Origin of the sequence: Paraburkholderia sediminicola (assembly GCF_046026675.1) — a bacterium.
GTDB classification, from domain to species: domain Bacteria; phylum Pseudomonadota; class Gammaproteobacteria; order Burkholderiales; family Burkholderiaceae; genus Paraburkholderia; species Paraburkholderia sediminicola_F.
The window spans coordinates 3693009-3712509 of sequence record NZ_JAQQEY010000001.1; the positions used below are offsets into that span (position 1 = coordinate 3693009).

Genomic DNA, 19501 nt, shown 5'->3' on the forward strand with positions numbered 1-19501 from the left:
TCCAGCTACGAGTTCACCATGAGCGATATCAAGAAAGTCGTGCTCGCCTATTCGGGCGGCCTCGACACCTCCGTCATCCTGAAGTGGTTGCAGGACAATTACGACGCCGAAGTCGTCACGTTTACGGCCGACATCGGCCAGGGCGAAGAGCTGGAACCGGCGCGCAAGAAAGCCCTGCAACTCGGCATCAAGCAGGACAACATCTTCATCGAAGACCTGCGCGAAGAATTCGTGCGTGACTACGTGTTCCCGATGTTCCGCGCCAACACGATTTATGAAGGCGAATACCTGCTGGGCACATCGATCGCGCGTCCGCTGATCGCCAAGCGTCAGATTGAAATCGCCCGTGCCAGCGGTGCACAAGCGGTCTCGCACGGCGCAACCGGCAAAGGTAACGACCAGGTTCGCTTCGAACTCGGTTACTACGCGCTGGAACCGGGCATCAAGGTGATCGCACCGTGGCGCGAATGGGATCTGCTGTCGCGCGAAAAGCTGCTCGCCTACGCTGAAAAGGCCGGCATTCCAATCGAAATGAAGCACAAGCAAGGTGGCGCGCCGTATTCGATGGACGCGAACCTGCTGCACATCTCGTTCGAAGGCCGTCACCTGGAAGACCCGAAGGCCGAAGCCGAAGCCGATATGTGGCGTTGGACGGTGTCGCCGGAACAGGCGCCCGACCAGGCCGAATTCCTCGATATCGAGTACGAGCACGGCGACCCGGTCGCGATCAACGGCAAGCGTCTGTCGCCGGCTGAAATGCTGACCGAGTTGAACCGTTTGGGCGGCAAGCACGGCATCGGCCGTCTGGACCTGGTCGAAAACCGTTACGTCGGCATGAAGTCGCGCGGCTGCTATGAAACGCCGGGCGGCACGATCATGCTGAAGGCGCACCGCGGCATCGAGTCGATCACGCTCGACCGCGAAGTGGCCCACCTGAAAGACGACCTGATGGCGCGTTACGCGTCGCTGATTTATAACGGCTACTGGTGGAGCCCGGAGCGCCGCGCAATTCAGGTGCTGATCGACCATACGCAAGAGAAGGTCAACGGCTGGGTGCGTGTGAAGCTGTACAAGGGCAGCGTCTCGGTTGTCGCGCGCGATTCGAAGGAAACGCTGTTCGACAAGACGATCGCTACGTTCGACGATGACGGCGGTGCGTACAACCAAGCCGACGCTGGCGGGTTCATCAAGCTGAACGCGCTGCGTATGCGGATTGCGGAGAACGCGCGTCGTCAACGCGACTGAGACTGAAGCTCAGATGCAAAAAAAGGCGCCGGGAGGAAATTCCCGGCGCCTTTTTTCATTGCCGCATGCCGCTCACGCAATCACAAACAAACCGGCTCCGCTTCCAGCTCAACCCCAAATCGCGCCAGCACATCGCGCTGAACCGCCTTTGCAAGCGCCAACACCTCGGCGCCGCTCGCCCCACCGCGATTGACCAGCACCAGCGCCTGCCGTTCATGCACGGCCGCTGCACCCATCGCGCGGCCTTTCCAGCCGCATCGATCGATCAACCAACCCGCCGCGAGCTTCACCCGGCCGTCCGGTTGCGGGTAAGACACGACCTCGGGCTCCTTGACCTTCAGCGCTTCGAACTGCGTTGCCTCGACGACCGGATTCTTGAAGAAACTCCCGGCGTTGCCCAACTGAAGCGGATCGGGCAGCTTGGCGCGCCGCACCGCGACTACCGCGTCGAAAATCGCCTGCGCACTCGGCGCGGCGGCATCGGCATGACCACCAGCAGCCAGTTCACGCGCGATATCCGCATAGCCGGCGCGCGGCTGCCAAACCTTCGGCAAACGGAAAGTGACCGACGTGATGACAAACCGATCGCGCCCTTCCCGCTTGAAAAAACTGTCGCGGTAACCGAATCGGCACGCGTCGGCATCGAGCTCGACGACGGCGCCCGTTTCCAGCTCAACCGCCCGCAGCGACGCAAATCGCTCACACATCTCCAGCCCATATGCGCCGATGTTCTGAATTGGCGCCGCCCCCACCGTGCCCGGAATCAGCGCAAGGTTCTCCAGCCCAGGCAGCCCTTGCGCCAAAGTCCACGCGACAAAGTCATGCCACGGCTCGCCGGCGGCCGCCTCGACGTACCATGCATCATCGTCCTCGCGCACAACGCGGCGGCCTTGCAGCACCACCAGCAGCACCAGTCCGGCGAAGTCGCCCGTCAGCACGACATTGCTGCCGCCGCCCAGCACCAGCCGCGGCAAGCCGGCAGTACGCGGATCGCGCACGGCAACCATCAGTTGCGCTTCGTGTTCGATCCGGCACGCAAACTGCGCGCGAACATCGAAACCGAAGGTGTTATGCGCCTTCAGCGGATAGCCGGCAATGAACGCGGCGGAGTCGGATCGGGACATCGGAATGAGAAGAATGGAACGGCCAGCTAAACGACATCTGGCCCCGGCCGCACGACAATGCGCGGCGGCCTTAGGCAAAAGGGAGTGGCGTCGGTAAAATGACGTCCGGTTCGTGATTATAGCGAGTGCCCCGTGAGCAGCCGACCGGCCGCGCCACGCACCGCAGCACTATTGGGAGAAAACAATGCCATCGTTTGACGTCGTCTGCGAAGCAGACATGATCGAAGTCAAGAACGCGATCGAGCAGTCCAACAAGGAAATTTCAACCCGCTTCGACTTCAAAGGGTCGGACGCGCGCGTCGAGCACAAGGAAAGCGAAATCACCGCCTACGCCGACGACGACTTCAAGCTCGGCCAGGTGAAAGACGTCCTGCTGTCGAAAATGGCCAAGCGCAATGTGGACGTGCGCTTTCTCGACTACGGCAAGATCGAGAAGATCGGCGGCGACAAGGTCAAGCAGATCATCAAGATCAAGAAAGGTGTGTCCGGCGATCTGTCGAAGAAAATCGTGCGCCTCGTGAAAGACAGCAAGATCAAGGTCCAGGCGAGCATTCAGGGCGACGCGGTGCGTATCACTGGTGGCAAGCGCGACGATCTGCAAAGCGTGATCGCGATGCTGCGCAAGGACGTGACTGATACTCCGCTCGACTTCAATAACTTCCGCGACTGAACGCGCGTCACGCTCAAGGCCGAGCGCGAGCGCGTGTTGCCCCTCGGCAATGGGCATGCGTTGAGGGCTCGGCAACGGGCGGCGTAGAGACTCAGCACCCGCACGGGTCGCATGCGCTCAGCACATAGCCCTTGCGCCTTCAGTGCGTACTTCGTGAAGGCACTCAGGCACGCCGGCTAACACCCGGCCGTACCCTGCCCAGGTTCAAAGTTCGTTACCACCCGCCGCGCTAGGCCGCTGCGTCGGGTTTCTTCTTGGCGCCGATGCGGCTTTCCTGCCCGCGCATCAATTTGGCGATGTTGCCGCGGTGGCGCCAGACCAGCAGCGAACTCATCACGACAATCGCCAGCGCGATGATATGCGGCCCGAACAGAAAGCCGTCGAAGATCGGTGCGAACACCGCCGCGGCCAGTGCCGCGAGCGAAGAATAGCGCGTGAAGAACGCCACGATCAGCCACGTAAGCAAGGTGGCCACGCCAAGGATCGGGTTGATCGCGAGCAGCACGCCCGCCGCGGTCGCCACGCCCTTGCCGCCCTTGAAGCGGAAGAAGATCGGATACAGGTGGCCGAGAAACACAGCAACGGACGCAATCGCGACCGACGTATCGTCGAGGCCGTAACGCGCGCCGAAGTGCACCACGAACCACACCGGCAGCCATCCTTTAAAGGCGTCGCCGATCAGAGTGAGAATCGCGGCCTTCTTGCTGCCGCTACGCAGCACGTTGGTGGCGCCCGGGTTGCCCGAGCCGTATGAGCGCGGGTCGTCCAGCCCCATGGCGGCGCTCACGATTACGGCAAACGACACCGAGCCGATCAGGTAGGCAACGACAGCAACGATCAGGTTTTGCATCTGGGACTCTTATAAGGATCGGCGGTCTGAAACTCGACACCCCAACCGCAACAGGGAACAAGGCGGCGGACATTCTACCGAACCCACCCGCCCGGAAAACATTGAGACAAACGTCAATCGACGCTCGCGCACTGAACCGGCTTCGCTGCCAGCAAGCTGGTCAAAACCGTGGGCTCGATGCTGACCAGAAAACCGCGCCGGCCGCCGTTCAGCCAGATCTTGTCCATCTCGAGGATGCTCGACTCGACGTACACCGGGATCTGCTTCTTCGTACCGAACGGCGATGTGCCGCCGATCAGATAGCCCGAATGCCGGTTCGCCACCTCGGGCTTGCAAGGCTCGACGCGTTTCACGCCGATCTGTCGCGCCAGATTCTTGGTGCTGACAGTGCGGTCGCCGTGCATCAGCACGATCAACGGCTTGGCGTGCTCGTCTTCCATCACCAACGTCTTCACGACATGATGTTCGTCCACGCCGAGCTGGCGCGCAGACTCCTCGGTGCCGCCGTGCTCCACGTAATCATAAGGATGTTCGCCGAAAGTAACGCCGTGACGGCGCAGAAACTGCGTCGCGGGCGTTTCGGAGACGTGTCTGGATTTGCTCATCGGCGCATTGTAATGGCGAGTTTGCGCAACGGCTATTTGCCGAACGGCCAATTGTGCGGGATCGGGGATTGTGGCACGATCGTTCGCAAATCTTCCGGCGCACAGTACGCCGGGCACTGAATAGTTTTGCAACTACGTTGCATGGGACCCGAGTAACGCGCTAAAGCGCGAACTCTGGTCGACCGCTTTGCATGGGACCCGAGTAACGCGCTAAAGCGCGAACTCTGGTCGACAAAGGAGACGGCATTGAGCCTCGATTCATCCACCCGTTCCACGATCGACATTCCCGCGCTCCTAGCCGCCCTGCCCGCGCGCATTGCCGACATTCCGGCGCTCGCAGCCGCGCGCGATCCGCAACATGTCGCCTTGATCGAGGATGCGCGTCGCCTCACCAACGCGCAGCTTCTGGAAGCCGTCGATGCCACCGCCGCGCGGCTGCGCGAATGGGGCGTGCGTGGCGGCGATCGCGTGATGATCGTGGCCGAGAACAGCATCGTGCAGATCGTGCTGCTGTTCGCCACCGCGCAGCTCGACGCGTGGGCGCTGGTGTCGAATGCCCGTCTGTCCGCCGCCGAACTCGACGCGATACGGGCGCACGCGCAGCCCCGCGTGGTCGCGTATGCGGTCGAAAGCTCCGTGGATGCCCAACAGCATGCGCAGCGGCTTCAAGCCGCCACAGCGCCTGCCATCACGCCGGATATCGGCGCCTGGTCGTACACGATCGAGGCCGACGCGAAAGCCGAGCCGGTCGAAGCCGCGAATGACCGTCAATGTGCCGCGCTGATCTACACCACGGGAACCACGGGCGCGCCGAAAGGCGTGATGCTGTCCCACCGCAATCTGCTCTTCATCGCAACCGTGTCGAGCCGCTTGCGCAAAGTCGGGCCGGGCGATGTCGTGTACGCCGTTCTGCCGATCTCGCACGTGTACGGCTTTGCCTCGGTCTGTCTAGGCAGCCTGTACGCCGGCGCGACCTTGCGTCTCGCGCCGCGCTTCGCGCCGGAAGCGGTGCGGCGCGCTCTCGCCGAAGAGCGCGTATCGATCTTCCAGGGCGTTCCGGCCATGCACGCCAAACTGCTCGAACATTTGCAGACGCACGGCCATGCGTGGTTCGCGCCGCATCTGCGCTTTGCCTATTCGGGCGGCTCGCCGCTCGACGCCGCGCTTAAGGCGCACGTCGAAAGCGTCTACGGCCTTCCGCTGCACAACGGCTATGGTATGACCGAGAGCAGTCCGACCGTCTCCCACACCATGCTCGATGCGCCGCGCAGCGATTGCTCGGTCGGCGAGGTCATTCCTGGCGTCGACGTGCGGTTCGTCGGACTCGACGGCGTCGATGCCGCGCCGGGAGAAATCGGTGAACTGTGGGTGCGTGGCCCGAACGTGATGCTGGGTTACTACCGCAGCCCGGAGCAGACCCGCGCCGTCGTTACCGAAGACGGCTGGCTCAAAACCGGCGATCTCGCGCGGCAGGACGCGGACGGTACATTGCATATCGTCGGGCGCAGCAAGGAGTTGATCATCCGCTCGGGCTTCAACGTGCATCCGACGGAAGTCGAGCATGTGTTGAACGCACACCCGCAGGTGGTGCAGTCGGCGGTGATCGGGCGCGCCGTGGAGGGTAACGAGGAAGTGGTCGCGTTCGTCGAACTAATCGCGGGCGCGAAGGTGACGCCGGCTGAGCTGATCGCGTGGTGCGGCGAGCGTCTCGCGCCGTACAAGCGTCCAGCCGAAGTGAAGGTGCTCGCCGCGCTGCCGGCCGCGTCGACGGGCAAGATTCTCAAGCACCGGCTTCGCGAATTCGTCTAACGCGCATCACCCGCGCGGATGATGCTGCGCATGCAGCGACTTCAACCGTTCGCGGGCCACGTGCGTATAGATTTGCGTGGTCGAGATATCCGTATGGCCGAGCAGCAATTGCACGACGCGCAAATCAGCGCCATGGTTTAGCAGGTGCGTCGCGAACGCGTGCCGCAACGTATGCGGCGAGAGCGGCGCGTGCACGTCGGCGGCCGCCGCGTGACGCTTGATGATGTTCCAGAACTGCTGGCGGGTCATACCCTCCGCGCGGCTCGTGACGAACAGCGCATCCGTCGCGCGCGCGCCGAGCAAAGCCGGACGCGCTTCGCGCAGATAGCGTTCGATCCAGCCGTGCGCCTCTTCGCCGAACGGAATCAGGCGCTCTTTCGAACCCTTGCCCATCACGCGCACTACGCCTTCGTTCAGGCCGACTTCCACCGTCTTCAGCGTGACGAGTTCGGTGACACGCAAACCGCTCGCGTACATCAATTCCAGCATGGTGCGGTCGCGCAGACCCAAGGGCGTGTCGATATCCGGCGCACCGAGCAGCGCTTCGACCTGCGCTTCGGTGAGCGTCGACGGAAAACGCGGCGGTTGCTTGGCCGAACGGATACGCACCGTCGGATCGGCCTTTGCGCGATGCTCGCGCACGGCCCAGCCGTAATAGCGGCGAAACACCGAGAGCCGCCGGTTCGCCGAGGTGGATTTGTCTTTCTGACGGGCCGCGCTGTAGGCGTTGAGATCGGCCTCGCTGGCCGTGTCGAGCGACGTGTTGCGGGTTTGTGCGAGCCATTCGCAGAATAGGCGCAGATCGCGCCGGTACGCATCGAGCGTGTTGCGCGACAAGCCGTGCTCGAGCCACAACGCGTCGCAGAAGGCATCGATCGAGGCTGAGCTCGATAAAAACAGCGGTGACGCGCTCGGCGCGTCTTCAGTCACGGTGTCGCTCATGCGTACGGAATGCCTTCATGCGCCAGAAGCCAGCGCTTGACGTTGCGAAAGAAGCCATCTCCAGCGTGATGCGCGAATCCGCCGATGCCGCTCGCACTGACCACCCGATGACACGGAATCACGATCGGAAAGTAATTGGAACCGCACGCCTGGCCGACCGCGCGCGGAATACTGCCTAGCTGCCTTGCCAGTTGCCCATAGGTCAGCACAACGCCCGGCGGGATGTCGCTGATTGCTTGCCACACGCGCCGCTGAAACGGGGTGCCGACCGCTGCCAGCGGTAATTCGAACTTCGCGGATGCCCGCTCGAAATATCGCTCGATCTGCTCGACGGCCTGCTTTGCGAGAGGCGCGTCTGGCGCCACGCTCTGCACCGACTCCGGCAGATAGACGATCTCGCGCACAGCATCGCCTTCGAGGCGGACGCCGACCTTGCCGAACGGTGCATCGATCACTGCATTGAACATGGTTGCCTGCTCCGTGATTGGCGCTACTTTACGCTGCTTCCAACGCCCATTCCACATGCTCGCGTACGACGGCGGAGGGGTCTTCGACGCGTAACTTCAACGCGTGAACAATCGCCTCGCGCGCATCCCCACTCAAACTCTCCGACGAAGCCCGCAGCGCATTGCCCATCCCCACCGCCAGATTGCGCAGCCAGCTTTCATAGCCGATGCGACGAATCGCACTCCCCTGCATGCGCGTATCGAACTCCTCGGCGGACCATGCAAACAGTTCGACCAGCGTCGCGCGATCGAGTCCATGCCGCACATCGAAATCGGCGACCGGCGCGGCCTGCGCAAACTTGTTCCAAGGACAGACGAGTTGGCAATCGTCGCAGCCATACACACGATTACCGATCAGCGGCCGCATTTCCAGGGGAATATTGCCCTTCAATTCGATCGTCAAATACGAAATACAGAGGCGTGCATCGACCTTATAGGGCGCCACGATCGCACCCGTCGGACATGCGTCGATGCAGCGCGCGCAACTGCCGCAATGCGAGCCCGGCGTTTCGGGCGCATCGTCGGGCGAGGTCTCGGCATCGGTCGGCAACGGCACGTCGACGTAGATTTCGCCGAGGAAAAACAGCGAACCAGCGTCGCGCTGCAGCAGCAGCGTGTGTTTGCCGCGCCAGCCGATTCCAGCCTTCTGGGCAAGTTCTACTTCGAGCACCGGCGCCGAATCGGTAAATACGCGGTAGCCGAACGCGCCGATCTCCGCCTCAATTTTCTCGGCCAGATGTTGCAAACGGTTACGCATTACCTTGTGATAATCGCGGCCCCGCGCATAGATCGACACCACCGCAGCCGATGGGTCCGCGAGCCGCGCATGCTCGGCTGCGCGCCAGTCTGGCGGTGCCGGCGGCGCGTCCTGCAAAGCGCTTTCGTGCGCCTTTCCACTCAATGTCTCTGCGGGTAAATAGGCGATGCGCGCGGTAATCACCCGTCGCGTGCCGGCCACAAGCTCGGCGGGGCGCGCGCGTTTCATGCCGTGTTTCGCCATATAATCCATCTCGCCGTGGCTCCCCGCATCCAGCCATGCTGCAAGCGGCGCTTCGGCAGCGGAGAGATCGGTGTCGCTGATTCCGATCGCCCCGAAACCCAGTTCATGGCCCCACGTTTTGATGTTGAGCGCGAGCGCATTCAGCGCCGCTTCATCGAAATGACGCTCGGCACGCACATCGTCGTTAGACGCAGGCGTGCGGGAAACAGGGGACTCCGGACTTCGGTTCATCACGCCATTTTACGAGAATGCCCGTCAATCCCGATCTCGCGATCCAACCGCCCGCCGATGTCCTGCTCGAACGCTCCTTCGCGCTCGCGGATGAGGCCGCCACTAACGCGTTCGGCAAACGCTTCGCGCAGGCGATCGAAAGCGTGCGCGAGGTGCAGCAAAACCCGCTGTCAAAAGCGCAGCAAGCAGCGCAACAACACGCGCCAGGTGCCGCGGGTCGTCAGGCATTCCACGGACTGCAAGTGCAGCTCGTCGGCGACCTCGGCGCCGGCAAAACCACGCTCGTGCGCGCGACCCTGCGCGGCCTCGGCCACACCGGCCGCGTGCGCAGTCCCACCTACACACTCGTCGAACCCTACGTGCTCGAGCGGCCCGCTGGGGAACTCGCGCTCAATCACTTCGATCTGTATAGATTCACCGACCCGGCCGAATGGGCCGACGCGGGCTTTCGCGAGTACTTCGACAGCGGCGCGATCTGCCTCGTCGAATGGCCGCAGCGTGCCGGGCGTCTCCTTGGCGTGCCGGATCTCGTCTTCGCGCTCGACCTGGACCGCGAGGGCGACGGCCGGGTACTCGTCGCACGGGCATACAGCGAATCAGGAAAGGCATGTCTCGAAAGATGTTGATCAAACCGTTCCGCTCGATCGAATCGGCGGCTACCGCAACACATAACTGGCGGCGTCGGCAGATTCTGCGCGCGGGTGCGTCCACGCTGGTGCTCGGCCTTGTTGCCCCACGCCTCGCGTGGGCGAGTTCCGTGTTGGGCGTGCGGGTCTGGCCGGCGCGCGATTACACGCGCGTAACGATCGAATCGGACCAGCCGTTGCAGAACGCGCAGCAATTGCTGCAGGGTCCTGACCGGCTGGTGGTCGATCTGAGCGGCCTCGATCTGGATCAGGCGCTGAAGGATCTGGTATCGAAGATCACGCCGAACGATCCGCAGATCCAGTCGGTGCGTGTCGGGCAATATCAGCCGCACGTCGTGCGTATGGTGTTCGATCTGAAGGGCTCGGTGAAGCCGCAGGTGTTCACGCTGCCGCCGGTCGGCGCGTACAAATACCGGCTTGTGTTCGACCTGTACCCCGCTGTCGCGCCCGATCCGCTGATGGATCTGCTCGCGCAGACCGAGCGCAAGCAGCAAACACTGGACGAAAACAACGCGCCGCCCGCCACGCTGAGCGGCCCCGGCACCACGCCGCCCACCGCCGACAACAGCGAAGCCTTTTTCGAGCGTTATGCGCAGAACGGCAGTGGCGGCACGGCACCGAGCGTACCGCGTCCACCGGTGCACGTTGTGCCGACACCGGCTCCGCCCATCCTCGGCAAGCCTTCTACCCCGACGGCGCCGGTCGCACCGCCCACAGCGATCGCCCGCAACAAGGGAGGCACGGGCGGCAGCAACCTCGGTGGCGACGACAACGACGGCGACGATAACTACGCCTTCACCAATCCGAAAACCGGCAAGAGCAACACGGTGCGACTGCTCACCGTCGCGGTCGATCCGGGTCACGGCGGCGAGGACCCAGGCGCGATCGGCGGCTCGGGCACGTACGAGAAACACGTCGCACTCGACATCGCGAAGAAGTTACGCGCGAAGATCGACGCACAGCCGAACATGCGCGCCATGATGACGCGCGACGCCGATTTCTTCGTGCCGCTGAACGTGCGCGTGCAGAAGGCGCGGCGCGTCGGCGCGGACCTGTTCGTGTCGATCCACGCGGACGCGTTCACCACGCCCGACGCGAAGGGCTCGTCGGTGTTCGCTTTGTCAGAGCACGGCGCGTCGAGCGCTGCTGCGCGCTGGATGGCGAACAAGGAGAACTCGTCGGATCAGATCGGCGGGATCAACATCAAGTCCGCCGACGCGACCGTCAATCGCGCGCTGTTCGATATGTCGACCACCGCGCAGATTCGCGATTCGATGCGCTACGGCAACTTCGTGCTGAAGGAGATCGGCGGTATCAACAAGCTGCACAAAGGCTCGGTCGAACAGGCCGGGTTTGCGGTGCTGAAAGCGCCGGATATTCCGTCGATCCTGGTGGAGACCGCATTCATCAGCAACCCGGATGAAGAGCGCCGCCTGAACGACGACGCGTATCGGGAGAAAATGGCGGACGCGATCATGACCGGCATCAAGCGCTATTTCGCGGCGAATCCGCCGTTGGCGAAAAACCGCATGACCTGACGCTAGCCGGCGTGACACCACGTCATGTCGCGTCATGCAGGCGATAAAAAACGGCCGCTCGATGCGGCCGTTTTTTCTGCTTTACGCTTAAGAGGCCGTCAACGTGCCGGTGAAAGCCGCTGCACGACCCAACCACCAAACACATTCACCGCCAACCCCGCCATCACGAGCAACGCGCCCACGATCTGCGCTGCGGACAACTGCTCGTCGAGAAACAGGGACGCCGACGCCAGCCCGACAATCGGCACCAGCAGCGAGAACGGCGCCACCTGGCTCGCCGGATAGCGCGACAGAAGCCGGCTCCACAACCCGTAGCCGATCAGCGTCGCGATAAACGCGAGATACACGATGGCGAAAATCGACATCGCACTGATCCCGGACAGCGCCGCGACGATCCGCTGCGGCCCTTCGAATGCGTACGACAGCGCGAAAAACGGTAATGGCGGAATCAGGCTGCCCCACACCACTAGCCCCACCAGATCGACCTTGCCGGCCTTCTTCGTGACGATGTTGCCTAGCGCCCATGAACACGCGGCGCACAGCGTGAGGACGAAACCCGCGAGCGTCATGGCGTGACCGCCTTGCAAGCCGATGACCGCGAGGCCGCCCGCCGCGATCAGCAAACCGACGATGTTTGGCACGCGAAAACGCTCATGCAGAAACAACGCAGCGAAGATCAGCGTGAAGAATGCCTGCGCCTGCAAGACGAGCGACGCGAGCCCCGCCGGCATGCCGACGTACATCGCCGAGAACAGGAAAGCGAATTGCCCGAACGAAATCGTCGCGCCGTAAGCGAGCAGCCAGCGCCACGGCATCTGCGGCCGCTTGACGAAAAACACCGCCGGCACGGCGGCGAGCGCGAAACGTAACGCGCCAAGCAGCATCGGCGGCACACCGTGCAGACCCACCTTGATCACGACGAAATTGACGCCCCACGCAATCACGACGACCAGCGCGAGCAGTAAATCCCTGGGCGACATCCCGGTCTCCATTTCGTTGTTGGATCCGGCAGTGTAGCGGAGCCAGCAGCATCAGGGGATGGCGCGCGTTACGGAATCCCGGAGCGGTAAAGCGGCGCAAACCGTCAGCATTCTGCCCCCCCGCAGTAGAATCATCTATTAAACAAAATCCGACTCACCCTTCCAGCCGAGCCTGCCCATGTCTTCCTCGATCAAAGCAGTTCTCAAACCGCATCTGCGCGACGTCGGCAGCCTCACCGTGCGGCGTGTGCTACCGGCCATGGCGGCGCGCCTGATCGGTCCGTTCATCTTTTTCGATCACATGGGCCCCGCCACGCTCGAACCCGGCGTCGGACTCGACGTGCGTCCGCACCCGCATATCGGCCTTGCCACCGTCACGTATCTGTTCGAAGGCGCGATCATGCATCGCGACAGCCTCGGCTCCGAGCAGAAGATCGTCCCGGGTGACGTTAACTGGATGACGGCGGGGCGCGGCATCGTCCACTCCGAGCGCACGCCGGCCGAAGACCGCGCAAGCGGTCTCGCCATGCACGGCATCCAGACCTGGGTCGCGCTGCCGCTCGACGACGAAGACATCGAACCGTCCTTCTCGCATCACGCGGCCAATACACTGCCGGTGGTCGAACGCAACGGCGTCACGCTGCGCGTGATCGCAGGCACGGCGTTCGGCGAAACCTCGCCGGTCGCGACCTTTTCCGGCACGCTCTATGTGGCTGCCGAGTTCGCCCCAGGCGGCGCCTTCGCGCTCGAACCGGAACACGAGGAACGCGGCGTCTATCTGGTGGACGGCGATCTGGAGATCGACGGCACGCCGCTCGAAGTGGGCCAGATGGCCGTGCTCGCACTCGACGAAACCGTCACGCTGGCCAGCACCCACGGCGCGCGCGTGATGCTGCTCGGCGGCGAGAAGCTGGATGGCGAGCGCTTTATTGAATGGAACTTCGTCGCCAGTTCGCGCGAGAAGATCGAAGCCGCAAAGCTGGCGTGGTCCAATCAAGAGATGGGCAAGGTGCCGGGCGAAACCGAATGGATTCCGCTACCGACCAGAAAATGAGCGAGCGAGGCGGCGCCCATGCGGTTGCCACCGGCAAGCTCGCCGTCTGTGCGAGCATGTGCAGGCCGCGGTGGCCTGCATCCGCCGCGTTGAACCGTTGAATTCGCGGCATACGGCCCCATCTAGCCAACAAACCGCTTTATCGAAGAGGATGCAATGGACACCACTCTGGCCACTTTCGAACAGGACGTCATCACGGCGTCGACACTGGCCCCTGTGCTGGTCGATTTCTGGGCGCCGTGGTGCGGCCCCTGCAAGACGCTTGGCCCGATGCTCGAGAAGCTCGAAGCCGAAGCCGCCGGCAAATGGAAGCTGGTGAAGGTGAACGTCGACGAGAACCAGGAACTGGCCGCGCACTTCCAGGTGCGCAGCATTCCGCACGTCATGGCGTTTGCCGACGGCCAGCCGGTCGATCAATTCGTCGGCGTGCTGCCGGAAGGCCAGTTACGCGAGTTTATCGAGCGCCTCGTGCCGCAAGGCGCGGACGCGGCACGTCTTGAAGCGCAAGCCGCGTTGGCCGAAGGGCGTCGTGAGGATGCGTATGACGCGCTGCAAGCTGCCCTTGCCTACGACCCAGGCTTCGACGAAGCGCGCATGGATCGCATCGAAATGCTGCTCGAAGATAACCGCATCGACGAAGCACGCAATGAAGTCGACCTGCTGTCGCCGAAAACCACGCAAGGGATCGACGCCCGCTTCAACGCGATCAAGACGCGGCTCGATGCTGTAGACGCGGCGGCCGACCTTCCGCCCACGGATGCACTCGAAGCCAAAGTCGCAGCGAACCCGGACGATCTCGAAGCACGCTTCGATCTGGCTAGCGCGCTCATCGCCCGCCGCAAATACGAAGGGGCGCTCGAGCATCTGCTAGCCATCGTGCAGCGCGACCGCACGTTCCGCGACGACATCGGCCGTAAGACGATGCTGTCGGTGTTCGATCTCGCCGCGCATCAGCCGGAGCTGGTGTCGCAATGGCGGCGCAAGCTGAGCGCGTTGTTGTATTAATCGGGCGCGTGTTCAGGTGCGGCGAACGAGCCGCGCCTGCTCCGCCAACGCCCGCAACACATGCGCGGCCGCAGCAAAACCGAAGCTCGCAGTCACGCACACGCTCGATCCAAATCCCGCACAATTCAAACCCACCGGTCCCGTATGACCCGGCGACGTCGTGACGTGCTCCGCTTCCTCGTCGATATCGCAGACAGCGACTTCCGGGTAGATCAGCGGCTCGTCGGAATACACGGCGCTCACCTTGAACTTCGCCTTGGGACCACGCGGAAAGCCGTGTAGTTTGCGCAACTGCCCGCGCACTTTCGACAGCAACGGGTCCTGGATAGTCAACGCGAGATCGTCGATCCGAATCCGCGTCGGGTCCCGTTGGCCACCCGCGCCGCCCACCGTAATCAGCGGCTGCTTCTTCTCGACGCACCACGCGATCAACGCGGTCTTGGTGCGCACGCTGTCGATCGCATCGATTACGTAATCAAAACCACCGCCGAGCGTCGCCGCAAAATTGTCCGGCTCGACGAAGTCTTCAATCAGCCGCACGTCGCAGAACGGATTGATTGCCGCAATGCGCTCGGCCATCGCCTCGACCTTCGGTTTTCCATAGTTACCGTCTAGCGCATGGATCTGGCGGTTAGTGTTGCTCTCGGCAACATTGTCGAGATCGATCAAGGTCAGCGTGCCGACCGCGCTGCGCGCCAACGCCTCGGCCACCCATGAGCCGACCCCGCCAATGCCGATCACAGCGACGTGGGCCCCTTCGAACGCAGCGAGCGCCGGCGCGCCGTACAGGCGGGCAATGCCGCCGAAGCGCCGTGCGCGATCAGCGGTTTCACTCCCGTCGAGGCTGGTAGTAAGATCGGAATGCGCGGTGGGGCTGGACATAGTGGAAGGCTCGTTCAAAGCAGGCAAAACACAAAGTGGCAAAAAACGCTCAGGCATGCCCAAGCGTTCGCAGCCCGTATTTTGCCTGATCCCGACGATCCACATGGCCGCACCCACTCAGGCACAAATGCCCGCGAAACATCGTGGCGTGGATGTCCACACAGCCCGGCGGGGCTTGACCTGGTCGCGCGCAAAAAATTCAAGCCCTGGCTATACTGGGTGGACTGAAGCGTTCGCATAAGAACATGACCTCACTCGCCGAACTTCGAAAAAACTATTCGCTGGGTTCCCTGGACGTTGCCGATATCAACCGCAACCCGTTTCGTCAATTCGACACGTGGTTTCAGCAAGCGGTAGACGCCCAACTGCCCGAACCGAATACGATGACGCTGGCCACCGTCGACTCGCGTGGCCGGCCGTCGGCGCGCATCGTGCTGATCAAAGGGGTCGACGAACGCGGCTTTGTGTTCTTCACCAACTACGAAAGCCGCAAAGGCCGCGAACTGGCCGCCAATCCCTATGCGAGCCTGCTGTTCTACTGGATCGAACTCGAACGCCAGGTGCGCGTTGAAGGCCACATCGTCAAAACCAGCCCGGAAGAAAGCGATACGTATTTCGCGTCGCGTCCGCTCGGTTCACGCATCGGCGCGTGGGCATCCAATCAAAGTCAGGTAATTGAAAGCCGTTCGCAGCTCGAAACACGCGAACGCGAAATCAGCCTGCAATACGGCGACCAGCCACCGCGCCCACCGCACTGGGGCGGTTATCGTTTGGTACCCGAAGCAATCGAATTCTGGCAGGGCCGACCGTCGCGTCTGCACGACCGTCTGCTCTTCACGCGTTCAAGCGAAAGTAGCGACTGGCAAATCTCCCGCCTATCGCCTTGAATCGGAATACAACACGTACGCGCGTTGCCAACGCAGCAGCGCGCGACGGCCGGATTGCGCCTCGCGGCATGGGAGTTGCGTCGCAGTGAGCAGCGATCCACACAGGCTTTGCTTTAATTCAACGGACACGGAGAAATCACATGTTCTGGGAGAAAAAGCTGGCGCAGTGGGTGGAAGATGTAAAAACCAAGGCTAACCTGCCAGCACGCCTTGTGCTGTGGGACGGTCAGCAACATGACTTCGGGCAGTTCGCCGCGCCTCAGGTTACGCTACATGTCAAAAGCGCCACGGCGCTGCCTTATCTGCTCGAACCGAGCCTCGACAATCTCGGCGAGGCGTACGTGAAGGGCAAGATCGACATCGAAGGCAAGCTGTCGGACATCATCAACATCAGCTACCAGCTGGCGCGTAACACCGTCAGCAGCGCGAGCAAGCTGGCGCGCGTCCGGCGCTACTTCCAGCACTCGAAGTCGTCGGACAAGAAGGCCATTCAGTATCACTACGACGTCTCGAACGAGTTCTACAAGCTGTGGCTCGACGAGAACATGGTGTACTCGTGTGCGTACTTCGAGAATGGCGACGAAGATCTCGCCACCGCGCAGATCAAGAAGATCGACCACATCCTCACCAAGATCCAGTTGCAACCGGGGCAGCGCCTGCTCGACATCGGCTGCGGCTGGGGTGCGCTCGTGCTGCGCGCGGCGCAGAAGTTCGGCGCGAAGTGCGTGGGTGTGACGCTGTCGCAGAACCAGTTCGATCTCGCTACCGCACGCGTGAAGGCCGCGGGCCTGGAAAACCAGATCGAGATTCGTCTGCAGGATTACCGCGACGTCGAAGGGCAGTTCGATCGCATCACCAGCGTCGGCATGTTCGAGCACGTGGGCCGCAAGAATCTGCCGGGCTACTTCCAGAAGATCCACGATCTGCTCGTCGATGACGGCGTCGCCATGAATCACGGCATCACGTCGAGCGATTCGGACAGCGGCGAAACCGCGCTCGGCGGCGGCGAATTCATCGACCGTTATGTGTTCCCGGACGGCGAACTGCCGCATATCGGCCTTGCGCTCGAAGCGATGCAGCGCGGTGGGCTCGAAGCAGTTGACGTCGAAAGCCTGCGCCGTCACTATGCGCACACGCTGGACATCTGGGCGGAAAACTTCGAAGCGCATGCGGACGAAGCCCGCACGCTGGTCGACGACGAAAAATTCCGCATCTGGCGCGTGTACCTCGCCGGTTGCGCGTACGCATTCGAAACCGACGACGTCTCGATCTACCAGGTGGTGTGCCGCAAAGCCGGCCGCAGTGCGACAACCTTGCCGTGGTCGCGACGCTATATGTACGACAAATCACTGTGATACGGTTGCGCCGCGGCGATGTGCCGTGGCTGCGTGCCGAGTCTACGTGCATTGCGTGGGCGGCCCGACGCGGCGCAAACCTTAAACAGCAGGTCGAACATCGATGGACCAGAGCGGGACAAGTGAAGTTGAACAGCCGGTGAGCGGCGAGCAGGACGCACAGGCCGACGCACCGCAGTTCGATCTGTTCGGGATGCCGGTCGAGCACGAGCCGGCATCGGCGGCGCCTGCCGCTGCCACACCGGCAACGGCCGACGAAACGGCACAGCTCGAGCGGCGGCGTCAGCCGCGCGCGAAGACGAGCGCCACCACCCTCTGGCAGGAAGATGACGCGCCACCGGCGCCCATCGCCGACGCCAGTTCAGCACTGTCTTCCCCGGATACGCCGAAGAAACGCCGTACCCGCGACGTGCTCGCTGCTCCACCCTCCCCTGAACTCCTGGCGCTCGCCGCCGAATTGCCGGCGCAGATCCATCTCGGTACGTCGACGTGGTCGTTTCCGGGCTGGAACGGCATCGTCTACGGCGACGAGTACAGCAATAGCAAACTCTCACGCGAAGGTCTGACGGCCTACGGCGCGCATCCGCTGCTAAGAACGGTCAGCATCGACCGGTCGTTTTACCAGGCACTCACCGTCACCGAATACCTACGCTACGCACAGCAGGTGCCGGAGCACTTCCGCTTCATCGTCAAAGCACCGATGACGATCACCGACGCGACCGTACGCGCCGAACGCGGCGAGCCGGTTTCGTTGAACCCGTGCTTCCTGAACGCGCAAATGGCAATCGACGAATTCGTCACGCCATGTCTCGAAGGCCTCGGCACGAAAGCCGGTGCGCTGGTGTTCCAGCTCTCGCCGCTGCCCGACCAGATGCTCGCGCAACCGGCGGTGTTTATCGAGCGACTCGCCGAATTCCTGACGGCATTGCCGAAGCTGCCTGAAGGTACGTGCTACGCGATCGAAATCCGCGACGGGAGTTTGCTCACACCGCGCTTTATCCGCACGCTAAAGGCGGCGGGCGTGCGGTATTGCGTGGGGATTCATGCGCGGATGCCGGATCCGCTGCGCCAGGCGGCAGCGCTCGCGCTGCTGGACGGCGAGCCGGCCGGCCCGCTGATCGTGCGCTGGAGTTTGCACGGCGGCTTCAAATACGAACAGGCGAAGGCCAAGTACGAACCGTTTAACCAGTTGGTCGATCAGGACCCGTCGACCCGCGCCGCGCTCGCCGAGCTGGCCGCGCGCTATGCGCTGGCCGGCCAGCCGGTGGTGATCGCAATCAACAATAAGGCGGAAGGGTCGGCGCCGTTGAGTTGCGTGGAACTGGCGCGGGAGATTATTGAAGCGTATGCACGGCTTGCTCATGAGCACGAACACGAACACGACCATGTGCAAACGCGCCCGGAGTCGGATTCGAACGAGAATGGGCAGCGCGAAGGCGACGAAGAAGGCTGAGCGGCGCCGCAACGCCCACGCGTGGCGAGCCGTCTGAGGTCACGTGGCTTGCAGAACTGCCACTCAAGCGGCAGCGGCCCAGGTCGAAACCTGAACCGCCGCCCGTGCCGCCAATCAATCCGCCATCAAACCTCCACCACCGCGCCGACTTAACTCGCCTTGATCCGATGGGCGAATTTCTGACGAAATTTCGCGACCTTCGGCGCCACCACGAACGAGCAGTACCCCTGATTCGGATGCTGCGCGAAGTAGTTCTGGTGATACGCCTCGGCCTGCCAGTAGTTGCCGTCGAGCGGTAGCACCTGAGTGACGATCTGGCCGTCGTAGATCTGCTGTTCGCCGATCTCGCGAATCGCCTGCAGCGCCGTTTCTCGCTGCGCGTCGGAGTGGGTAAAGATCACCGAGCGGTACTGCGTACCGACATCGTTGCCCTGCCGGTTCAACTGGGTCGGATCGTGGATGGCGAAGAAAATATCGAGAATCTCGCGATAGCTGATCTTCGCCGGATCGAAGTCGACGTTCACGACTTCCGCGTGGCCCGTCACGCCGTCGCACACCTGTTCATAGGTCGGCCGTTGGGTCTGGCCGCCCGCATAGCCCGACTCCACCGAGTTCACGCCTTCGACGCCCAGATACACCGCCTCGAGGCACCAGAAACACCCGCCACCGAGGGTGGCGACTTCGCCTGTCTGACTCATGCTGCTTGCTCCTTGATACT

19 protein-coding genes are annotated in these 19501 nt (G+C 62.7%); 10 read left to right on the forward strand and 9 right to left on the reverse strand.

Annotated elements, in window-relative coordinates; all coding sequences use genetic code 11:
• The first annotated feature begins 18 nt into the window (after window positions 1-18).
• Window positions 19-1245, forward strand: a complete 1227-nt coding sequence (locus PQQ86_RS16045; RefSeq protein WP_408268499.1) for an argininosuccinate synthase — start codon at window positions 19-21, stop codon at window positions 1243-1245.
• Window positions 1246-1325: 80 nt separating this feature from the next.
• Here PQQ86_RS16045 and murB read toward each other — a convergent pair whose 3' ends face one another.
• Entirely contained in the window at window positions 1326-2369 is a 1044-nt protein-coding gene (gene murB, locus PQQ86_RS16050) for a UDP-N-acetylmuramate dehydrogenase (protein WP_408268501.1), read from the reverse strand.
• A 184-nt stretch (window positions 2370-2553) separates the two neighbouring features.
• Here murB and PQQ86_RS16055 point away from each other — a divergent pair, with 184 nt between their 5' ends.
• Complete coding sequence (locus PQQ86_RS16055) at window positions 2554-3039, forward strand: YajQ family cyclic di-GMP-binding protein (protein ID WP_054034313.1); 486 nt, start codon at window positions 2554-2556, stop codon at window positions 3037-3039.
• A 229-nt stretch (window positions 3040-3268) separates the two neighbouring features.
• Here the strand turns inward: PQQ86_RS16055 and plsY are convergent, their stop codons facing one another.
• Together plsY and ybaK are read right to left on the reverse strand one after the other, a co-directional pair.
• On the reverse strand, window positions 3269-3889 hold the full coding sequence (gene plsY / locus PQQ86_RS16060) for a glycerol-3-phosphate 1-O-acyltransferase PlsY (RefSeq protein WP_408192434.1): 621 nt from the start codon (window positions 3887-3889) through the stop codon (window positions 3269-3271).
• A gap of 113 nt (window positions 3890-4002) precedes the next feature.
• On the reverse strand, window positions 4003-4494 hold the full coding sequence (gene ybaK, locus PQQ86_RS16065; RefSeq protein WP_408268505.1) for a Cys-tRNA(Pro) deacylase: 492 nt from the start codon (window positions 4492-4494) through the stop codon (window positions 4003-4005).
• 246 nt (window positions 4495-4740) lie between these two features.
• Between ybaK and PQQ86_RS16070 the strand changes: the two genes are divergently transcribed.
• Window positions 4741-6303: a class I adenylate-forming enzyme family protein gene (locus PQQ86_RS16070; RefSeq protein WP_408268508.1), complete on the forward strand. Its 1563-nt coding sequence runs from the start codon at window positions 4741-4743 to the stop codon at window positions 6301-6303.
• Window positions 6304-6309: 6 nt separating this feature from the next.
• Here the strand turns inward: PQQ86_RS16070 and xerD are convergent, their stop codons facing one another.
• The 3 genes from xerD to queG are packed head-to-tail and all read right to left on the reverse strand — an operon-like array spanning window position 6310 to window position 8982.
• Window positions 6310-7245 (reverse strand): site-specific tyrosine recombinase XerD, encoded by a 936-nt coding sequence (gene xerD / locus PQQ86_RS16075; protein WP_175050863.1) that lies wholly within the window; start codon window positions 7243-7245, stop codon window positions 6310-6312.
• Complete coding sequence (locus PQQ86_RS16080) at window positions 7242-7712, reverse strand: methylated-DNA--[protein]-cysteine S-methyltransferase (RefSeq protein WP_408268512.1); 471 nt, start codon at window positions 7710-7712, stop codon at window positions 7242-7244. The genes xerD and PQQ86_RS16080 overlap by 4 nt, the downstream gene beginning before the upstream one ends.
• A 28-nt stretch (window positions 7713-7740) precedes the next feature.
• On the reverse strand, window positions 7741-8982 hold the full coding sequence (queG, locus tag PQQ86_RS16085; protein WP_408268514.1) for a tRNA epoxyqueuosine(34) reductase QueG: 1242 nt from the start codon (window positions 8980-8982) through the stop codon (window positions 7741-7743).
• Window positions 8983-8999: 17 nt separating this feature from the next.
• On the opposite strand from queG, the gene tsaE reads away from it, so the two are divergent.
• Entirely contained in the window at window positions 9000-9608 is a 609-nt protein-coding gene (gene tsaE, locus PQQ86_RS16090) for a tRNA (adenosine(37)-N6)-threonylcarbamoyltransferase complex ATPase subunit type 1 TsaE (RefSeq protein ID WP_408268516.1), read from the forward strand.
• Complete coding sequence (locus PQQ86_RS16095; protein WP_408268519.1) at window positions 9590-11167, forward strand: N-acetylmuramoyl-L-alanine amidase; 1578 nt, start codon at window positions 9590-9592, stop codon at window positions 11165-11167. Before tsaE ends, PQQ86_RS16095 begins: the two co-directional genes overlap by 19 nt.
• Window positions 11168-11265: 98 nt before the next feature.
• Here PQQ86_RS16095 and PQQ86_RS16100 read toward each other — a convergent pair whose 3' ends face one another.
• A complete protein-coding gene (locus tag PQQ86_RS16100; RefSeq protein WP_408268522.1) occupies window positions 11266-12147 on the reverse strand; it encodes an EamA family transporter in 882 nt (293 codons plus the stop codon).
• A gap of 178 nt (window positions 12148-12325) precedes the next feature.
• Between PQQ86_RS16100 and PQQ86_RS16105 the strand changes: the two genes are divergently transcribed.
• Window positions 12326-13201 carry a pirin family protein gene (locus PQQ86_RS16105; protein ID WP_408268524.1) on the forward strand — a complete coding sequence of 292 codons (876 nt, stop codon included), beginning with the start codon at window positions 12326-12328 and terminating at the stop codon, window positions 13199-13201.
• Between the two features lie 156 nt (window positions 13202-13357).
• On the forward strand, window positions 13358-14206 hold the full coding sequence (gene trxA, locus PQQ86_RS16110) for a thioredoxin (protein WP_200565133.1): 849 nt from the start codon (window positions 13358-13360) through the stop codon (window positions 14204-14206).
• A gap of 12 nt (window positions 14207-14218) precedes the next feature.
• On the opposite strand, the gene tcdA is transcribed toward trxA, so the two are convergent.
• Complete coding sequence (tcdA, locus tag PQQ86_RS16115; RefSeq protein WP_408268528.1) at window positions 14219-15088, reverse strand: tRNA cyclic N6-threonylcarbamoyladenosine(37) synthase TcdA; 870 nt, start codon at window positions 15086-15088, stop codon at window positions 14219-14221.
• A 245-nt stretch (window positions 15089-15333) separates the two neighbouring features.
• Here tcdA and pdxH point away from each other — a divergent pair, with 245 nt between their 5' ends.
• The 3 genes from pdxH to PQQ86_RS16130 all read left to right on the forward strand — a co-directional run bounded on the left by pdxH (window position 15334) and on the right by PQQ86_RS16130 (window position 18783).
• Window positions 15334-15975 carry a pyridoxamine 5'-phosphate oxidase gene (pdxH, locus tag PQQ86_RS16120; RefSeq protein ID WP_408268531.1) on the forward strand — a complete coding sequence of 214 codons (642 nt, stop codon included), beginning with the start codon at window positions 15334-15336 and terminating at the stop codon, window positions 15973-15975.
• Between the two features lie 140 nt (window positions 15976-16115).
• A complete protein-coding gene (locus PQQ86_RS16125; RefSeq protein ID WP_408268534.1) occupies window positions 16116-17330 on the forward strand; it encodes a class I SAM-dependent methyltransferase in 1215 nt (404 codons plus the stop codon).
• Between the two features lie 103 nt (window positions 17331-17433).
• Window positions 17434-18783 carry a DUF72 domain-containing protein gene (locus PQQ86_RS16130; RefSeq protein ID WP_408268536.1) on the forward strand — a complete coding sequence of 450 codons (1350 nt, stop codon included), beginning with the start codon at window positions 17434-17436 and terminating at the stop codon, window positions 18781-18783.
• A gap of 149 nt (window positions 18784-18932) precedes the next feature.
• Here PQQ86_RS16130 and msrA read toward each other — a convergent pair whose 3' ends face one another.
• The gene (gene msrA / locus PQQ86_RS16135; RefSeq protein ID WP_408268539.1) at window positions 18933-19481 is read right to left on the reverse strand and encodes a peptide-methionine (S)-S-oxide reductase MsrA; all 549 of its coding nucleotides are present in this window, start codon (window positions 19479-19481) and stop codon (window positions 18933-18935) included.
• Window positions 19482-19501 lie beyond the last annotated feature (20 nt).